Source organism: Enterobacter cloacae complex sp. HYC080_NIDB, from assembly GCF_056673325.1.
Window position 1 is genome coordinate 3,157,702 of the sequence record NZ_CP114212.1, and the last position, 19,578, is coordinate 3,177,279.

Here is a 19,578-nt window from a genome sequence, read left to right on the forward strand (position 1 = left end):
TAATTTAGCAGAATGTTAACAAACTCAAATAGACAAAACTACACGATCCTGGCTATGACAATAGTCGGTTTTCTATACTTCACAAAGGAAAGACGATCACAGCTTAAAGTCTAGTTTGGCATCTTTTATCTTATCGTAAACAGCCTCACTCGGCGGTTTAGGAATGTTCGCCGATCTTGCTGCAGCTAACGCTGCCTGGCAAAGCGCAGGATCGCCCCCTTCAGAAGTGACGCTTTTCAACCGTCCATCTGGGGCAAGATTGATATGCAGCACGCACTGTTTGCCCTGATACAGGCCCGCATCAAACAGACGGCTTTGGATCGCCACCTGAATCTGCTTCGCATAAGCGCTGATATCTGCACCCGTTGCCCCGCCGTTGGCGCCGGAGGTCCCGCTGTCTTTAGACGGCTGACCGTTCCCTTTCGCCCCGCCACCCGCTTTTGGTGCGTTCTTACCTGAACTCAGGTCGCCCAGTAAATCGTCGACGCCGGCAGCCGCAGCCGCTTTATCAGCAGCGGCCTTTTTGGCAGCGGCTTTTTCAGCCGCAGCTTTCTTATCGGCAGCCGCTTTTTTATCTGCTGCAGCTTTCTCGGCAGCCGCTTTTTTATCTGCTGCAGCTTTTTCAGCCGCAGCCGCTTTTTCAGCCGCGGCCTTCTCGGCAGCAGCCGCTTTCTTCGCAGCGTCAGCCGCTGCTTTCTTCTCTGCTTCCTGAGCGGCTTTCTTCGCCGCTTCGGCTTCAGCTTTCTTCTGAGCGTCAGCAGCCGCTTTCTTCGCCGCTTCGGCTTCGGCTTTCTTCTGAGCATCAGCAGCGGCTTTCTTCGCGGCTTCGGCTTCAGCTTTTTTCTGGGCATCGGCAGCCGCTTTCTTCGCTGCTTCAGCCGCTAATTTTGCCTGGGCATCAGCCTTCGCTTTGGCATCCGCTGCGGCTTTAGCGGCCGCTTCTTCCGCCTGCTTTTGCTGCTCCTGCGCTTTTTTCGCGGCCTCTTCAGCTTGCTTCTGCTGTTCCGCCTGCTCTTTCGCCGCTTCCTGCGCCTGCAAACGTTCTTTCTCAAGCTGCTTCAGACGTTCCTGCTCCGCGGCCTGCTTTTCACGCAGCTCTTCCGCTTGCTGTTGCGCCTGTTTTTCACGCTGTTCTTCAGCCCGTTTTGCACTCGCCTTCTGCTGCTGTTGGCGATTATAGTTTTGCACTACCGCACCGGGATCCACCATAACGGCATCGATGGAAGACCCTCCACCGCCGCCTGATGCATCAATATGCTCATCGAACGAACTCCAGATCAGCGCTGCAAAAAGAATCACGTGCAGCACTGCGGAGACGATTATCGCTCGCTTAAGCTTGTCGTTCTGTTCGGTTGCCTTTGACACTATCGGTTCCCAAAAACTACGCGGATGATCAAATAGGTTGAGTCATTAAGCCAACTGACTTAACACCCGCACTATGTAGCAAGTTCAGCGCTTTAATAATTTCATCGTAGGGTACGTCTTTCGCGCCACCGATTAAGAAGACCGTTTTCGGATTTGACTCCAGGCGACGCTGCGCCTCAGCTATCACCTGCTCCGGTGGAAGCTGATCCATACGATCTTTTTCTACCACCACGCTGTACTGCCCTACGCCGGAAACTTCAATGATGACCGGAGGATCGTCATTGGTGCTCACCGCCTGTGATTCTGTCGCATCCGGCAGATCCACCTCCACGCTCTGGGTTATGATTGGCGCTGTTGCCATGAAGATCAGCAGCAATACCAACAGGACGTCCAGCAGTGGAACGATATTGATTTCGGACTTGAGCTCGCGACGACCTCGTCCACGCGATCTGGCCATGGTTTACCCCTTGTTGCTCTCGGTGCTGGTAAACGCCTGACGGTGCAGAATCGCAGTGAACTCTTCCATAAAGTTGTCGTAGTTCAGTTCCAGTTTGTTCACGCGCTGGTTCAGGCGGTTGTAAGCCATTACCGCCGGGATTGCCGCAAACAGACCGATAGCGGTCGCAATCAGTGCTTCAGCGATACCCGGTGCAACCATCTGCAACGTCGCCTGCTTCACCGCACCCAGCGCGATAAAGGCGTGCATGATCCCCCATACTGTACCAAACAGGCCGATATACGGGCTGATGGAGCCGACAGTACCGAGGAAAGGAATGTGCGTTTCAAGATTTTCCAGCTCACGGTTCATGGAGATACGCATCGCACGAGAAGCGCCTTCCACAACCGCTTCCGGCGCATGGTTATTTGCGCGATGCAGGCGAGCAAACTCTTTGAAGCCGCTATAGAAAATTTGTTCGGAGCCGGTCAGGTTTTCACGGCGCCCCTGGCTCTCCTGATACAGGCGAGAAAGCTCAATACCCGACCAGAACTTATCTTCAAACGCTTCCGCTTCACGGCCAGCAGCATTGAGGATACGCGTTCTCTGGATGATGATGGCCCAGGATGCGATTGAAAAACCAATCAAAATCAACATGATAAGTTTAACCAGAAGGCTTGCCTTCAGGAACAAATCAAGGATATTCATGTCAGTCACTGCTTAAACTCCGCGACAATAGACTTAGGAAGCGCACGAGGCTTCATTATGGTTGGATCAACACAAACAATCAGTACTTCAGCTGAGTTCAGTACGGTGTTCTCTGCGTTGACTATCCGCTGCGTGAAAACCAGTGAGGTCCCGCGCATTGATGTAATTTCAGTTTGGACTTCGAGCATGTCGTCGAGTCTGGCAGGCGCAAAATACTCAAGCGTCATCTTGCGTACCACGAAGGCAACTCGCTCAGCCAACAGCACCTGTTGACTAAAGTGATGATGGCGCAGCATCTCTGTGCGTGCCCGTTCATAAAAAGCAACGTAGCTGGCGTGGTAAACCACACCACCGGCATCGGTATCTTCGTAATAGACACGAACCGGCCATCGAAACAGCGTTGTATTCACTTTACATCCCAGTAATACAAGAAAAGTTGGAGCTTTCAAACTTCGCTACTATACGCGCGGGAAAGATGGTTTGGAATGGGAGAAAGTAAACGGAGAGTAAATTTTTATGGGCTCGGGTAAGCCCATATCGTTATAGGACATTTCTTATTCAGAAGAAGAAGAAAATCAAACCGGCGAGGAGAACCAGATCGGCAATCAGCGGGCAGAAAATGCCCTGCCAGTGTACCGCTTTCGGACGAAAGCCCACGCCGTGGATCACCCCAGCACACACTGCCCACATAATGAGGAAGCCATGCCAGATTTCCAGTTCGCTGGTTTTTGCCGCGAAACGCGACGGGTCCCAGAAGATGCAGCCTGCCAGCAGTAATGCCATCACTAAAGAAAGCGCCCGTAACGGGCGCTTATCCATTACCGCGTAAAGCGTCGCGATAATATTCATCAGTGTTTTTCTTCACCCGCTTTCGTCGCTTCAACATGCTCAAGCGCCAGGGCGGTGATGACACCAAAAGCACAGGCAAGAAGCGTCCCTAAAATCCATGCGAATACCACATATTCAGCTCCTTACTTAGTACATAGAGTGGGTGTTGCTTTCGATATGTTCTTTGGTGATACGACCGAACATTTTCCAGTAACACCAGATGGTGTAAGCCAGAACAATCGGAACGAACACGCAAGCAACGTAAGTCATTAAGTTCAGCGTCATATGGCTGGAGGTTGCATCCCACATGGTCAGGCTAGCATTCAGCATGGTGCTGGATGGCATGACGAATGGGAACATGGCAATACCCGCCGTCAGGATGATGCACGCCAGGGTCAGCGAGGAGAACAGGAACGCCAGCGCGCCTTTCTCCAGACGAGACGTCAGCATGGTCAGCAGCGGCAGCAGTACCCCCAGAGCCGGGATCGCCCACAGCGCAGGCATGTTATTAAAGTTCACCAGCCATGCGCCAGCCTGACGCGTCACTTCTTTGGTCAGCGGGTTAGACGGTGCCGTATGGTTGATCGCAGACGTCACGACATAACCATCAATACCGTACACCACCCATACGCCTGCCAGTGCGAAGCAAACCAGCGTCACCAGTGCAGCAACCTGAGCCGTCGCACGGGAACGCAGGTGCAGTTCACCCACAGTACGCATCTGCAGGTATGTTGCGCCCTGCGTGATGATCATCGCTACGCTCACCACACCCGCCAGCAGACCAAATGGATTCAGCAACTGGAAGAAGTTACCGGTGTAGTAAAGACGCATGTATTCGTCCAGGTGGAACGGTACACCCTGCAACAGGTTACCGAACGCCACGCCGATCACTAGCGGTGGAACGAAGCTACCAATGAAGATGCCCCAGTCCCACATGTTGCGCCAGCGGGTGTCTTCAATCTTGGAACGGTAGTCGAAACCGACCGGACGGAAGAATAAAGAGGCCAGCACCAGAATCATCGCCACATAGAAGCCGGAGAACGCAGCCGCGTAGACCATCGGCCAGGCAGCAAACAGCGCGCCGCCTGCGGTGATCAGCCACACCTGGTTACCGTCCCAGTGCGGGGCGATGGAGTTGATCATGATTCGACGCTCGGTGTCATTACGACCGAGGAAACGAGTGAGCATCCCCACCCCCATGTCGAAACCATCGGTGACAGCGAAACCGATCAGCAGAACGCCAATCAGCAGCCACCAGATAAAACGCAATACTTCATAATCGATCATTTGATGACTCCTGTCTTAGCGTGCCGGCTGAGTAGTCGCAGTGGACTGCTCGTAGTGATAGCGACCGGTTTTCAGGCTGCTTGGGCCAAGGCGCGCGAACTTGAACATCAGGAACAGTTCAGCCACCAGGAACAGGGTGTACAGACCGCAAATCAGCAGCATGGAGAAGATCAGGTCGCCTGCAGTCAGGGAAGAGTTCGCTACCGCCGTTGGCAGTACCTCACCAATGGCCCATGGCTGACGGCCATACTCCGCAACAAACCAGCCGGATTCGATAGCGATCCACGGTAGTGGAATACCGTACAGCGCCGTGCGCAGCAGCCATTTTTTCTCGCCGATGCGGTTACGAATGACGGACCAGAAGGAAGCCGCAATGATCAGCAGCATGATGATGCCGCAGCCCACCATGATACGGAATGCGAAGTACAGTGGCGCAACACGCGGAATGGAGTCTTTGGTCGCCATCTGGATCTGCGCTTCCGTCGCATCAGAAACGTTCGGGGTATAGCGTTTCAGCAGTAGACCGTAACCCAGATCTTTCTTCACGTCGTTGAACTGGTCACGTACCGCCTGATCGGTCGAACCGGCACGCAGCTGTTCCAGCAGCGAGTAGGCTTTCATACCGTTACGGATACGCTCTTCGTGCTGAACCATCAGCTCTTTCAGACCAGTGACCTGCTTATCAACAGAACGGGTGGCGATGATACCCAGCGCGTAAGGGATCTGAATCGCGAAGCGGTTTTCCTGCGCGTCCTGATCGGGAATACCGAACAGCGTAAAGGCAGCAGGCGCGGGTTGAGTTTCCCATTCAGCTTCGATTGCAGCCAGTTTGGTTTTCTGCACGTCACCCATTTCGTAACCGGATTCATCACCCAGAACGATAACAGAGAGGATGGCAGCCATACCGAAGCTTGCAGCGATAGCAAAGGAGCGCTTAGCAAAGGCGAAGTCACGACCGCGCAGCATGTAGTAAGAGCTGATGCCCAGAATGAACATCGCGCCGCACACGTAACCAGAAGCCACGGTGTGAACGAATTTCACCTGTGCAACCGGGTTCAGGACCAGCTCGGCAAAGCTGACCATCTCCATACGCATGGTCTCGAAGTTGAAATCAGACGCGATGGGGTTCTGCATCCAGCCGTTCGCCACCAGGATCCACAGCGCGGACAGGTTCGAACCTAATGCCACCAGCCAGGTGACGGCCATATGCTGAACTTTACCCAGACGGTCCCAGCCGAAGAAGAACAGACCTACAAAGGTGGATTCGAGGAAGAAGGCCATCAGACCTTCAATGGCCAGCGGCGCACCGAAGATGTCCCCTACATAGTGGGAATAATATGACCAGTTAGTCCCGAACTGGAACTCCATGGTCAGACCGGTGGCCACGCCCAGTGCGAAGTTGATACCAAACAACTTGCCCCAGAACTTGGTCATATCTTTATAAATCTGTTTGCCGGAGAGGACGTAAACCGTTTCCATAATGGCCAGCAGGAACGCCATACCGAGCGTCAGCGGCACAAACAGGAAGTGGTACATCGCGGTCAAGGCAAACTGTAAGCGCGACAGTTCGACTACGTCTAACATTATGACTCCTTGCTCATCGCATGAAGACTCCGAGAGTGAACCCCGTCAGAAGAGATCCACACGCATGCCCCAATACAAATTATTCGCATCCTGGTCGTCGTTATTACCCTGAAGAAGGATAAAAACGATGACGTCAGGTTACAAATAGGTTAATAAAAAACTCAAATTGATCCCGCAAATATAATACGCTGCAAAACCCTTACAATAAACAGGTTTTTATTGAATCACATTTACGTTTTTCGACGGCGATCAATTTATAGCAAAATTACCACTTTTCGGCCATTTTGATCGGGAACAATTTAGCGCTTTTCAACGCCTTTTTCCAAGGATTAAACATTGATTTAAATCAAAAACCAGCAGCAATGTTAATCATGTTTAATCGCGGTGAGAATGGTAAAAACCATGTTAACGATATGTACATACAAGGATGTGATAGGTTATCGAAGAAGGAAAAAATATAAACAGAAGTGATTTTTATTAACGCGAGAGAAATTGTCCTTTTCAAGCGCGACCAACAATAAAGCGTAGTCGAGCCAGATTATTTTTCCATTGCTTTTCTGCAACCCTTAGAAATTACATTTAATTTACCTTTATCACCCCATAAGTTAACACCACGGTGTGATTATTCAATGAAAAAAGGCCGCTAACGCTGCAGCCTTTTATCACTGTTTTCAGCCGACAAGCACGCTAAAGGTGCGTGACTGTCCAGGCCTGAATACCCCGGCAATGCCCTCGCCTTCATGCTGCGCTAACACCTGTTCATTCATGTCCGTTTCGCAGCACCGTTTCACCGTCGGATTCACAGATAACGTCGCATCACATGCGCTGGACGCTGACGGGTTAAACAGACGAAGAATAAGCTCATCACGATCTTCCGCCTTTTTGAGAGCACTGAGCACACATCCCGTTGGCGAAAGCGCTAATAAACTGTAACTTTCCGGCGTGGTAAACGGTGCGCGGTTCAGTTTCATGGCATCCCAGGGAATTTTGTTGTAGCACTGTACGGGCGTTAACCACGATTTAGCCTGCTGCGCGACACCCGCATTTTCCGGCGTACCGCTGAAACTGAAGAGACTAAAGCGACAGCTTAACGCGCCCCGAACCTGGGAGTCAGGAACGGGCAGTTTGATCCCTGATGGTCTGCCGGGACGCAACAGCAAATCTTCTTTGCCGAGTAGCCCCACGCCACGCAACAAGGTTACGGCAAAGGCTTTTTTATCCTCGCCCACCACTTCAAATTCGCGCAGTCCCTCGGTGAACAGCGCCAGCCCGTTTCGTTTCTCCTGCAGGACGGCGTAATTGAGTAAGTTCCAGACGGGAACCGGCGCTTCTTTCCAGCCCTCCTCCTGCCAGTTTTGCATGGCGGGATCCTGCGCAGCACGCGTGACCGTACCAAACTGCGTATCCGCTAACACCTCCTGGGCTGTAAACGGCGTTGGGATCAGCACGCGAACGCGGTGGTCGTCAGCCTGATTGTCCAGACGAACCGCCACATCAATGCGTCTGCTGTTGTGACTAAGCGTGATTTCACACTCAGCGCTGAGAGAACCGTTCCTCTGACGCGCCGTGCGTTCGGCCAGATTAGCCGGAACAGCGATCCGATGACGGATCACCGCCCTGCTCTGCCAGCCTTCATGCGTCACCTCAACCTGATGCTCACCCTGTGCTGAAGTGAGCCTCCACTCTTCCCGGGCAGGCGAGTAGTCGTACTCATCGCCATCATCCGAACTCTCTTCGATTTCCAGTACGCGGTCATAAATCAGCCCGGTTTCTTTGTCACGCAGGCGCAACGTGCCGTCTTCATTGAAATCAACCTGCCAGAACGCATTTTCAAGGAAGGATTCTGTGTTTTTCACCGCTGCGCGCTGCTTCCCGGCCACGTTCGGTTCGATAAACAACGTACGGTACCCCATCGACGGCAGTATCTGGCTGAGCTGAATATCAAACTCCATAAACGGTTCGTAATTGCCGTAATGGACAATCTGTCGGTCGATGAGACCGGGGTCGAGTTCGCGTGCGCTGCGAATGAAATACGGGATCTCGTTACCTTTATCATCCCGCAAACGGAACTGGCTGGCACGCAGTCGGATGGTGGTGTTCATCACCTCTTCACGCGGCCAGGGCATCAGGTTGAACATCACCAGCTTATCGGCATCGCTTTGCGGCATGTTGTCGACAATCTTGCGCATATAGAAACGCACCAGGTTGTCTGCCATGTCTTCAGCCAGTTCGAAGCGGGAGACAATCTCACGATGCACTTTGTCGCTGCAGCAGCAACCGATGCTGTCGTGAGCGTGGTTTTTGAGGATCTCTTTCCACATTTTCTCCAGCAGACCGTGGTGGTAATCGAAGCCCAGCGTCCAGGCAAGGGTCGCCAGTGGCTCGAGGATATTGACAATTTTGTTCTCAATACGCGCATGGGCGATTTTGATGTCCATGCGCGTAGAGCCGATTGTCCGGTGAACGCGCATGTATTTCCCGTCGATAAACTCCCCTTTTACCGTCGCCAGTTCATCGCGGTGCGCATCGATGTGGTCAAATACCTCTTCGAACCGGCTCATCACAAACTGACGCTGGGGATAGATTTCTCGCAGCTTGTCCATTACTGCAAAAATATTCTGCTGCAGCGGCATCTGATCGTGACCGTTGGGCAGCAAAATCTCTTTGGTGACGGAGGCGCTTTCCAGCACCTCGAGATAGCTGTCGAGCCGCTTTCGCAGCCCCGCTTCGTCCTCCGGTAAGTACTTACCAATCGCGTAGCCCAGCGGCAGCACCTGTGCCGTCACTTCGCTGCCGTCCTGGCTCTGCCAGAGAAATTCCGTTTTATCGGTTCCGTGTCGTTCCGAGCAGCCGCGCCAGAACATGGTCCGCGTTATGCCAAACCCGTTATAAATATGCGGAAGCTGACCGGACATACCAAATGAATCGGGCAGATAGCCGATTTTCATCGGCTCGCCGAACGCCATACAGTCGCGAATGCCATACATAAGGTTGCGGACGATCGACTCGCCGCTGACGAGGGTGGTATCAGTCTGGGTATACCAGGGGCCGATAATCAGTTTTCCGCGCTCGACCAGGGCCTTCACGCGCGCGCGGTTTTCAGGCACGACGGCAAAATAATCCTCCAGCACCGCCGTCTGCCCATCAAGGACGTAATATTTATACTCGTCATCCTGCTCCAGGCGGGTCAGGATCTCTTCCATATTATTGACCAGAAGAATACGTGACTCTTCGGTGGTGAAATACCACTCACGGTCCCAGTGCATATGCGGTGTGATATGAACGCGAGATACAGCTTTCATCTTCGTTTCCTGTGTGTGAGTTTTTACCGTATGGCGTCTTCAGTGACGTAGTTGCCCTTTTTTACCGCCTGGCGTCGCCAGAGCAGCAGAACAAACGTGGAGATAGCGGCCCCCAGCACCGCCGCGCCAAACCAGCCCGCCGCGGCAACCACACCGGTCAGCCCTGCGTCGTGAAGTAAAAAGAGAGAGAAAATACCCGCCCCCGGGGTAGACAGCCCGATCCCCATCGCCCCAACAATCGCGCCGGTTACCATGGAGCCGAGCACAAAGGAGCCAATGACGCGAAGGGGATCTTCTATCGCCATCGGAATCGCCCCTTCGGTAATGCCCGCGAGTCCGAGCAGCCACGTTGATTTACCGGTTTCAATTTCAAACGGTTTAAACAGTCCCGGAGCCAGCATCGTTGACGCCGTCACGGTAAAGGCCGAGACCATTTTGACGGAGGCAAAGATGGCATAGGGACCGTATACGCCGTTCGCCATCGCGCCCAGGCAAAACGCGTAAGAGGCTTTGTTGACCGGCCCGCCCAAATCAAATGAACACATAAAGCCGAGGATCGCCCCCAGGAGCAGCGCATTCGCACCGGACAGACCATTAAGCCAGACGGTGAGCGTGTTATTAAGCCAGGCCACCGGTTCGCCGATCACAAACAGCATCAGGCTACCCGCCCCCAGCACGCCAATGACCGGATAGAGATAAAAGGTTAAAAAGCCGTTATAGCGGCTACTCAGGCGAATGTGATTTTTCACCCAGCGCATCAGGTAACCCGCGATCAGGCCGCCCACGATAGCCCCCAGAAAACCGGAGCCGATCATATTGGCAGCAAGACCGGCAGCAAATCCCGGTGTCAGCGCGGGTTTATCCGCCAGCGAGTAAGCGGTATACGCGGCCAGAACGGGAACCATCAAAATTCCGAGCATGCCGCCGCCAAGCTTGCGGTACATCCACAGCCACGAGTTTTCCTGGTCGAACAAGTGCTGCAAGCCCAGGATTTGCGCCAGCAGTACCGACACAGCCAGCACCGTACCGCCAGCGACGATCAGCGGCACCGCAAAGGAGATCCCGCTGAGGAGCGCCTGTTTGAGCTCACTTTTTACGCCCGTTTTCGTTTCGGTATCGACGTACTCATGACCCGCATCGGATGAAGGCCGTAGCGCCAGCGCGCGCTCAATTAGCGCTTCAGCATGGCGCAGGGGCTCCGCAACGGGGACGGAAATCGCGGGGATCCCCTGAAAACGCTCACGCTCTTTGATCGCCACGTCTGCGGCAAAAATGCATGCTTTCGCCTCCTTCAACTGCTGCGCAGTGATGCGCCCCTCAATGCCGTTCGCCCCCTGCTTTTCGACCACCACGTTGACGCCCAGCCTGCGTCCCGCTTTTTCCAGGTATTCCGCAGCCATATAGGTATGCGCAATTCCAGCCGGACAGGCGCTAACGCAAACGATCGTCGGGGCATTCACCGCAACGGCGGCCTCTTGCGCTTCAGGGGTCGCTTCCAGGGCAGCAAGCACATCTTCCGCCGTGGTGGCTGCCATCACGCGCGCCCGGAGATCGTCATCCGCCAGGCGAGACGTCAGTTCCGTCAGTACCTGAATATGTGTCGACCCCGCTTCGGCAGGAGGAATGGCGAGAAGAAAAATCAGCTCAACCTCTTCCGGTCCGTCCACGCCTTCCCACTCCAGCGGTTCGCGTAGCGTTGCCACGGCGAAGGCCGCTTCTTTCACGACGGCTGATTTACCGTGGGGCACCGCCAGCCCTTCGCCCAGGGCGGTGGGGCCAAGCGATTCCCGATGGAAAACTTCTTTAAGAAAAGCATCGGCATCAGCAATTTTGCCCAGCGCCACCAGACGTGTCGCAAGCTGACGGATTGCCTCATCCCGGCAGGAAAACCGCGCCTGAACGCAAACTGCACGCGGATCGGTCAGGGTCGTCAGGTTCATAGTGATCCTCACATTTAGATCGTTATTGTCTGGGATGGATTCTGGCAGATCTTATAATACATGTATGTGATCACTTTCACTAATAAGCAAATTTGTATTTTATTTGTATTATTTACAAATCATCAGTTGAATGCATAATTCCCTGAAAAGGTATTAAGCAGGCGCAATCAAATGGGTAATAAACCGATGTACCGGCAGATAGCCGATGCGTTTCGCGAGAAAATTAACGCCGGGGAGTTAAAACCCGGTGACGCGCTCCCGACGGAGTCCAGCCTTCAGGAGACGTTCAGCGTTAGCCGTGTCACCGTCCGGCAGGCCCTGAAACTGCTGGCTGATGAGCAGATTATCGAAAGCATTCAGGGCAGCGGCTCTTATGTAAAAGAGGAACGCGTAAATTACGATATCTACCAGCTCAACGGCTTTTACGAAAAGCTGGCGGACCGAAACGTCGATACGCACAGTGATGTTAAAATTTTTGAAGTGGTGAAAGCCGATGAGCGGCTTGCGGCAACGCTGGCCATCAATCCGGAGGATAAAGTCTGGCACGTGAAGCGCGTACGCTTTATCAAGCAGAAGCCGGTTAACCTGGAAGAGACATGGATGCCGCTGGCAATGTTCCCCGACCTCACCTGGGACGTGATGGAAAATTCGAAATACCACTACGTCGAGCAGATCAAAAAGATGGTTATCGATCGCAGCGAGCAGGAGCTTGTGCCGATCATGCCATCAGAGGAGGCGATCGCCGCGCTGGCGCTCGATCCGGCCAAACCGATCCTGGAAAAAGCCTCCCGCGGTTTCCTGAAGGACGGACGGGTATTTGAATACAGTCGCAACTTCTTCAATACCGACGATTACAAGTTCACGCTCGTTGCCAAACGCAGGCAATAAAAAAGGCCGCTTTTCAGCGGCCAACCATGTCGAAACGGACATTTTTTTACTTCAACGCTCCCCTGTCGGGGAGCAGAGAGGACTTACTTAATGATGGATTTCAGTGCTTCGCCGATATCCGCCAGGCTGCGAACGGTTTTCACGCCTGCGGCTTCGAGCGCTGCGAATTTCTCGTCAGCCGTACCTTTACCACCGGCGATGATCGCCCCTGCGTGACCCATACGCTTGCCTTTCGGCGCGGTCACACCCGCGATGTAACCGACAACCGGCTTGGTCACGTGTTCTTTGATGTAAGCAGCCGCTTCTTCTTCCGCGCTACCACCGATCTCACCAATCATCACGATCGCTTCGGTCTGTGGATCTTCCTGGAACAGTTTCAGGATGTCGATGAAGTTAGAGCCCGGGATCGGGTCACCGCCGATGCCCACACAGGTGGACTGGCCGAAGCCGTAATCGGTGGTCTGCTTAACGGCTTCATAGGTCAGGGTACCGGAACGGGACACGATGCCCACTTTGCCCGGCTTGTGGATGTGACCCGGCATGATGCCGATTTTGCATTCGCCTGGCGTGATGACGCCTGGGCAGTTCGGGCCGATCATGCGCACGCCGGCTTCATCCAGCTTCACTTTCACGGTCAGCATATCCAGCGTCGGGATACCTTCAGTGATGGTGATGATCAGTTTGATGCCCGCGTCGATCGCTTCCAGAATGGAGTCTTTGCAGAACGGTGCCGGAACGTAGATAACGGTCGCGGTTGCGCCCGTCGCTTCTACGGCTTCACGCACGGTGTTGAACACCGGCAGGCCCAGGTGCGTGGTGCCACCTTTACCTGGCGTGACGCCGCCAACCATCTGCGTGCCGTAGGCAATCGCCTGTTCGGAGTGGAAAGTCCCCTGGCTACCGGTGAAGCCCTGGCAGATAACCTTGGTATCTTTATTAATTAAAACTGACATTATTTCCCCTCCACTGCGGCAACAACCTGCTGAGCTGCATCCGTCAGACTTTTCGCTGCAATAATATTCAGGCCGCTGTCAGCCAGTTTTTTCGCGCCGAGTTCAGCGTTGTTACCTTCCAGACGTACAACCACCGGAACGTTAACACCCACTTCTTCTACCGCACCAATGATACCGTCGGCGATCAGGTCGCAACGAACGATGCCGCCGAAGATGTTAACCAGAACCGCTTTAACATTGTCGTCAGAGAGGATGATTTTGAACGCTTCGGTCACGCGCTCTTTGGTTGCGCCACCGCCCACGTCGAGGAAGTTCGCTGGCTCACCACCGTGCAGCTTAACGATGTCCATGGTGCCCATTGCCAGGCCCGCACCGTTGACCATACAGCCGATGTTGCCGTCCAGCGCCACGTAGTTCAGCTCCCACTGTGCAGCCTGTGCTTCACGCGGGTCTTCCTGAGACTGGTCGCGCATTTCGCGCAGATCCGGCTGGCGGAACAGCGCGTTGCCGTCAGCACCCAGTTTGCCGTCGAGGCAGATCAGATCGCCCTGGGTGGTGATCACCAGCGGGTTAATCTCGATCAGCGCCAGGTCGCGCTCCAGGAAGATAGTCGCCAGACCCATGAAGATCTTGGTGAACTGCTGAACCAGCTTGCCTTCCAGACCCAGTTTGAACGCCAGCTCGCGACCCTGGTAAGGCATTGGGCCTGCCAGCGGATCGATCGCCACTTTGTGGATCAAATGTGGGGTTTCTTCCGCCACTTTTTCGATTTCCACGCCGCCTTCGGTAGACGCCATGAACACCACGCGACGGGAGCTACGGTCAACAACCGCGCCCAGGTACAGCTCTTTAGCGATATCGGTCGCTGCTTCAACCAGGATCTGGTTAACCGGCTGGCCGTTTGCATCTGTCTGGTAGGTCACCAGACGTTTGCCGAGCCAATGTTCAGCAAACGCACGAATCTCTTCTTTGCTCTTAACAACCTTCACACCGCCCGCTTTACCACGGCCACCAGCGTGAACCTGACATTTAACTACCCACGGGCCGGAACCGATTTTAGATGCGGCTTCTTCTGCTTCACGCGGGGTAGTACAGGCATAACCCACCGGAGCCGGTAAGCCATACCGGGCAAACAGCTGTTTGGCCTGATATTCATGTAAGTTCATGTGTTCTATCCATCCTTCAGGGTAATCGTTATCTTCAAACCTGTAGACCGGCGCGGTCTGTGTGCCGGATGGCGCTACGCTTATCCGGCCTACAGGGCAGGTGATGCTAAATAGTCACTAGACGTCCAGCAGCAGACGCGTTGGATCTTCCAGCAGCTCTTTAATGGCAACCAGGAAGCCCACGGACTCGCGGCCGTCGATCAGGCGGTGATCGTAAGAGAGCGCCAGGTACATCATTGGCAGGATCTCAACTTTACCGTCTACCGCCATCGGACGATCTTTAATGGCATGCATACCCAGGATCGCGCTCTGCGGCGGGTTAATGATCGGGGTAGACATCAGCGAGCCGAATACGCCGCCGTTGGTAATGGTGAAGTTACCGCCGGTCAGGTCGTCTACGGTCAGCTTGCCGTCGCGGCCTTTAACAGCCAGCTCTTTGATATTTTTCTCGATGTCAGCCATACCCAGGGTATCCACATCACGCAGAACCGGGGTGACCAGACCACGTGGAGTAGAAACCGCCATGCTGACGTCGAAATAGTTGTGGTAAACCACGTCATCGCCATCGATGGACGCGTTCACTTCCGGGTAGCGTTTCAGCGCTTCAACGACAGCCTTCACGTAGAAGGACATAAAGCCCAGACGGATACCGTGACGTTTTTCAAACGCGTCACCGTACTGCTTACGCAGGTCCATGATTGGCTTCATGTTCACTTCGTTGAAGGTGGTCAGCATCGCGGTGGAGTTTTTCGCTTCCAGCAGACGCTCGGCTACACGCTTACGCAGGCGCGTCATTGGGACGCGTTTTTCGCTGCGGGCACCCAGAGCAGGCTGAGCTGCTGCTGGCGCTGCCGCAGGGGCTTTCGCTTCTGCCTGAGCAGGTGCTTTCGCCAGGTGCTTGTCGATGTCTTCACGCGTCAGACGGCCACCCACACCGGTGCCTTTGATGGCAGCCGGGTCAAGGCTATGTTCAGCCAGCAGGCGACGGATCGCCGGGCTGAGGGCGTCGTTAGACTGTTCTTCCAGAGAAGCCTGCTGGCGCTGAGCCGGCGTAGAGGCTTTCTCTTCAGACTTGGCGCTGGACTCTTTACCCGCGCTGTTGCCTTCACGCAGGCGACCCAGGATCTGACGAGAGGTGACGGTCGTACCTTCATCTTCCAGCACCGCGTCCAGTACGCCATCCGCCGAAGCCGGTACTTCCAGTACCACTTTGTCAGTTTCGATTTCTACCAGCACTTCATCGCGCTTAACGGCATCGCCTGGTTTTTTGTGCCAGGTAGCGACGGTCGCATCTGCTACAGATTCAGGCAGGTCGGGAACAAGAATATCTACGCTACTCATTATGTATCCTTTAATTAATCGACGTTCAGCGCGTCATTGACCAGATCTTGTTGCTGCTTCTGGTGAACGGACATATACCCTACCGCCGGAGAGGCGGAGGCCGGGCGACCTGCGTAACGCAGGGCGGACCCAAATGGAATCACTTCACGGAAATGATGCTGGCTGCAGTACCATGCGCCCTGGTTAAGCGGCTCTTCCTGGCACCAGACAAAATCATGAACGTGAGCGTAAGGTTTCAGCACTTCCTGCATCGCCTGATGCGGGAACGGATAAAGCTGTTCGATACGCACGATGGCGACATCTTTCTGATCGTTCTTACGGCGCTGTTCCAGCAGGTCGTAATAAACCTTACCAGAACACATCACCACACGCTTCACGGCCTGCGGATCCAGCTCGTCAATCTCACCGATGGCTGGCAGGAAGGTGCCGTTTGCCAGCTCATCCAGGCTGGATACCGCCAGCGGATGGCGCAGCAGGGATTTCGGAGACATGACCACCAGCGGACGGCGCATACCGCGCAGTGCCTGACGACGCAGCATGTGGTAGACCTGAGCCGGAGTGGACGGCACGCAAACCTGCATGTTCTGCTCAGCGCAAAGTTGCAGATAGCGTTCCAGACGCGCGGAGGAGTGCTCCGGACCCTGACCTTCATAACCGTGCGGCAGCAGCATGACCAGACCACACATGCGGCCCCACTTCTGCTCGCCGGAGGAGATGAACTGGTCGATAACGACCTGCGCACCGTTGGCGAAGTCACCGAACTGCGCTTCCCAGATGGTCAGGGTGCGTGGTTCAGCGGTGGCGTAGCCGTATTCGAAGGCCAGTACCGCTTCTTCAGACAGTACGGAGTCCCAGACTTTGAACTGACCCTGACCGTTGTGGACGTGCTGCAGTGGGGTATAGGTTGAACCGTTAGACTGATTGTGAACCACAGCGTGACGGTGGAAGAAGGTACCACGGCCCGCATCTTCGCCGGACAGACGCACAGGAATGCCTTCGTCAACCAGCGTTGCATAAGCCAGCGTTTCCGCGCCACCCCAGTCAAACAGCTTCTCACCTGCTGCCATGGACTGACGGTCAGCATAGATTTTCGCCACGCGAGACTGCATCTCGATAGCGTCTGGTACGGTGCTGATGCGTTTAGCCAGCTCCTGCAGACGCTTCATCTCAACCTTGTTCGGGTAGCTCTCATCCCACTCGTGGTTGAGGTACGGCGACCAGGTAAAGGAGTGCATGTTCATCGGACGCAGCTCTTTCACTACGCATTCACCCGCATCCAGCGCATCGCGGTAGAGGTTGACCAGTTCGGTCGCATCTTCCAGCGTCGCCACTTTTTCGCTTTCCAGCTTGTCAGCATAGATTTTGCGTGGCGTCGGGTGTTTTTTGATTTTCTGATACATCAGCGGCTGGGTTGCACTTGGCTCATCCGCTTCGTTGTGGCCGTGACGGCGGTAGCAGAAGAGGTCAATGAACACATCGCGTTTGAAGGTATTACGGAAGTCCAGCGCCAGACGGGTAACGAAAGCGACAGCTTCCGGATCGTCCGCGTTCACGTGGAAGATCGGCGCCTGAACCATTTTACCGATGTCGGTGCAATATGGTGTAGAGCGGGCATCCAGCGGGTTAGAGGTGGTGAAGCCCACCTGGTTGTTGATCACGATGCGAACGGTACCGCCCACTTCATAACCACGCGCTTTCGACATGTTCAGGGTTTCCTGAACCACGCCCTGCCCGGTTACCGCCGCATCACCGTGAATGGTGATTGGCAGCACTTTGTTGCTGCTTGGCTCGTCCAGACGATCCAGACGCGCACGCACGGAACCGATAACCACCGGGCTGACAATCTCCAGGTGTGACGGGTTAAACGCCAGCGCCAGGTGAACCAGACCGCCTTCGGTTTCGATATCAGACGAGAAGCCCATGTGGTACTTCACGTCGCCGGTGCCGAGGTGCTCTTTATGTTTGCCCGCGAATTCGTCGAACAGGTCCTGCGGTTTTTTACCCAGCACGTTGACCAGGACGTTCAGACGACCACGGTGCGCCATGCCCAGTACCACTTCACGGGTACCGCTCTTGCCTGCATGACGAATCAGCTCTTTCAGCATCGGCACCAGCGCGTCGCCGCCTTCCAGCGAGAAGCGTTTTGCGCCCGGGAATTTCGCGCCCAGATAGCGCTCAAGGCCCTCTGCTGCAGTCAGTTCGCCAAGGAAACGTTTTTTCTCGTCTGCTGAGAAATTCGCATGGCCCGCTACGGATTCGATACGCTGCTGGATCCAGCGTTTCTCTTCGGTAGAGGTAATGTGCATGTATTCCGCGCCGATGGAGCCGCAGTAGGTTTGCTTGAGCGCATCAATGAGTTCGCCCAGCTTCATCGTGTCTTTGCCGATGGCAAAAGAACCTACGTTAAAGCTTTCCTGGAAATCGGCCTCGGTCAGATCGTGATACGCCGGATCGAGATCGGCCACACGTTCTTGCTGCCACAGTCCCAGCGGATCGAGATTCGCATGCTGGTGACCACGGAAGCGATAAGCGTTGATAAGCTGCAGGACTTTAACCTGCTTCGCATTGGTGTCAGGGTCGGAAATCGCAGAAGAGTAACGTGAGGCATCCTTCGCCAGACGACGGAAATAATCACGTGTTTTGGAATGGAATTGATCCGGTTTGACCCCTGTGCCAGGCAACTGCTGGAACATGGAACGCCAGTTTGCGTCCACTGAGTCAGGATCGGTTAAGAAGTCTTCATAGAGCTGTTCAATCCAGCTCTGGTTCGCACCAGAAAGGAAAGAAGAGTCCAGCCAGGCTTTCATTGCGCCGTTCTGCATCGTGATCCCTTAAGCATTTTTATGCTTACTTTCGCCGTAGAAACTACCACGCACACCACGTGTACGTGCCGGGGTTCACCTGCGAGCTCTTTTCATTTGGCCCGCGAAGGAACCTTTAGAAACTGTCTAAACTTCAGGGCAGTTTTTAAAGGTTTCTGCAATTTGCCCGGTGGCGCTACGCTTACAGGGCCTACTGTTACATAGGCAGGATAAGCGCAGCGCCATCCGGCGTTTTTACTTACGCACTGCGCTGCAGCAGCATCGACTTAATATGGCCGATGGCGCGCGTCGGGTTCAGTCCCTTCGGACATACACTGACGCAGTTCATGATGCTATGGCAGCGGAATACGCTGAAAGCATCACTCAGTCCTTCCAGACGACTCTCGGTTTCGGTGTCGCGGCTATCGATCAGGAAGCGATAGGCAGCCAGCAGACCGGCCGGGCCGATAAACTTGTCCGGGTTCCACCAGAACGACGGACAGGACGTTGAACAACATGCGCAGAGAATACACTCGTACAACCCATCGAGTTTTTCACGCTGCTCAGGAGACTGTAAGTGCTCGCGAGCGGGTGGATTTTGCCCATTATTCAATAAGTAAGGCTTAATCTTCTCATATTGTGCATAGAATTGCCCCATGTCTACCACCAAATCACGCACGACCGGCAGGCCTGGCAGAGGACGGATAACAATTTTCTGACCAGGACGCTGCAACGCGGAAATTGGCGTGATGCAGGCCAGGCCATTTTTGCCGTTCATGTTCACGCCATCAGAGCCGCAGACCCCTTCACGGCAGGAGCGACGGAACGACAGTGTCGGATCTTTTTCTTTCAGCTGGATTAACGCATCCAGCAGCATCATGTCGCGACCTTCTTCCGCTTCCAGGGTGTAGTCCTGCATACGCGGAGCATCATCAACATCCGGGTTATAACGATAAACTGAGAATTCGAGTTTCATTAT

The 19,578-nt window shown here is 54.4% G+C and carries 16 protein-coding genes; 1 reads left to right on the plus strand and 15 read right to left on the minus strand.

All coding sequences use genetic code 11. From position 1 onward, the window contains the following. Positions 1-96 precede the first annotated feature (96 nt). From tolA to mngA, 10 genes are all read right to left on the minus strand, one after another. The gene (gene tolA / locus O1723_RS15045) at positions 97-1,365 is read right to left on the minus strand and encodes a cell envelope integrity protein TolA (RefSeq protein WP_014883046.1); all 1,269 of its coding nucleotides are present in this window, start codon (positions 1,363-1,365) and stop codon (positions 97-99) included. Between the two features lie 28 nt (positions 1,366-1,393). Beyond that, on the minus strand, positions 1,394-1,822 hold the full coding sequence (tolR, locus tag O1723_RS15050; RefSeq protein ID WP_003858589.1) for a colicin uptake protein TolR: 429 nt from the start codon (positions 1,820-1,822) through the stop codon (positions 1,394-1,396). Positions 1,823-1,825: 3 nt separating this feature from the next. Then, positions 1,826-2,518, minus strand: a complete 693-nt coding sequence (tolQ, locus tag O1723_RS15055) for a Tol-Pal system protein TolQ (protein ID WP_008501101.1) — start codon at positions 2,516-2,518, stop codon at positions 1,826-1,828. Beyond that, positions 2,515-2,919, minus strand: coding sequence for a tol-pal system-associated acyl-CoA thioesterase (gene ybgC, locus O1723_RS15060; RefSeq protein WP_003858593.1), 405 nt, complete (start codon positions 2,917-2,919; stop codon positions 2,515-2,517). Before ybgC ends, tolQ begins: the two co-directional genes overlap by 4 nt. A gap of 148 nt (positions 2,920-3,067) precedes the next feature. Then, positions 3,068-3,358: a cyd operon protein YbgE gene (ybgE, locus tag O1723_RS15065; RefSeq protein WP_010428735.1), complete on the minus strand. Its 291-nt coding sequence runs from the start codon at positions 3,356-3,358 to the stop codon at positions 3,068-3,070. Beyond that, positions 3,358-3,468 (minus strand): cytochrome bd-I oxidase subunit CydX, encoded by a 111-nt coding sequence (gene cydX, locus O1723_RS15070; protein ID WP_479983838.1) that lies wholly within the window; start codon positions 3,466-3,468, stop codon positions 3,358-3,360. The genes ybgE and cydX overlap by 1 nt, the downstream gene beginning before the upstream one ends. A 16-nt stretch (positions 3,469-3,484) precedes the next feature. Then, positions 3,485-4,624, minus strand: coding sequence for a cytochrome d ubiquinol oxidase subunit II (cydB, locus tag O1723_RS15075; protein WP_023332425.1), 1,140 nt, complete (start codon positions 4,622-4,624; stop codon positions 3,485-3,487). Between the two features lie 15 nt (positions 4,625-4,639). After that, a complete protein-coding gene (gene cydA, locus O1723_RS15080) occupies positions 4,640-6,208 on the minus strand; it encodes a cytochrome ubiquinol oxidase subunit I (protein WP_014883043.1) in 1,569 nt (522 codons plus the stop codon). A 671-nt stretch (positions 6,209-6,879) separates the two neighbouring features. Further along, a complete protein-coding gene (gene mngB / locus O1723_RS15085; protein WP_023336932.1) occupies positions 6,880-9,510 on the minus strand; it encodes a mannosylglycerate hydrolase in 2,631 nt (876 codons plus the stop codon). Positions 9,511-9,533: 23 nt separating this feature from the next. After that, a complete protein-coding gene (gene mngA / locus O1723_RS15090; protein WP_032665325.1) occupies positions 9,534-11,450 on the minus strand; it encodes a PTS 2-O-a-mannosyl-D-glycerate transporter subunit IIABC in 1,917 nt (638 codons plus the stop codon). Positions 11,451-11,621: 171 nt separating this feature from the next. Between mngA and O1723_RS15095 the strand changes: the two genes are divergently transcribed. Next, positions 11,622-12,338, plus strand: coding sequence for a GntR family transcriptional regulator (locus tag O1723_RS15095; protein ID WP_248190734.1), 717 nt, complete (start codon positions 11,622-11,624; stop codon positions 12,336-12,338). 83 nt (positions 12,339-12,421) lie between these two features. On the opposite strand, the gene sucD is transcribed toward O1723_RS15095, so the two are convergent. From sucD to sdhB, 5 genes are all read right to left on the minus strand, one after another. Then, positions 12,422-13,291, minus strand: coding sequence for a succinate--CoA ligase subunit alpha (gene sucD, locus O1723_RS15100; RefSeq protein WP_008501094.1), 870 nt, complete (start codon positions 13,289-13,291; stop codon positions 12,422-12,424). After that, on the minus strand, positions 13,291-14,457 hold the full coding sequence (gene sucC / locus O1723_RS15105) for an ADP-forming succinate--CoA ligase subunit beta (protein WP_006809579.1): 1,167 nt from the start codon (positions 14,455-14,457) through the stop codon (positions 13,291-13,293). The genes sucD and sucC overlap by 1 nt, the downstream gene beginning before the upstream one ends. Before the next feature lie 117 nt (positions 14,458-14,574). Then, positions 14,575-15,798, minus strand: a complete 1,224-nt coding sequence (gene odhB / locus O1723_RS15110) for a 2-oxoglutarate dehydrogenase complex dihydrolipoyllysine-residue succinyltransferase (protein ID WP_014883039.1) — start codon at positions 15,796-15,798, stop codon at positions 14,575-14,577. A 14-nt stretch (positions 15,799-15,812) separates the two neighbouring features. Next, positions 15,813-18,620, minus strand: a complete 2,808-nt coding sequence (gene sucA / locus O1723_RS15115) for a 2-oxoglutarate dehydrogenase E1 component (protein ID WP_014883038.1) — start codon at positions 18,618-18,620, stop codon at positions 15,813-15,815. 238 nt (positions 18,621-18,858) lie between these two features. Then, complete coding sequence (gene sdhB / locus O1723_RS15120; protein WP_014883037.1) at positions 18,859-19,575, minus strand: succinate dehydrogenase iron-sulfur subunit SdhB; 717 nt, start codon at positions 19,573-19,575, stop codon at positions 18,859-18,861. Positions 19,576-19,578: the final 3 nt, after the last annotated feature.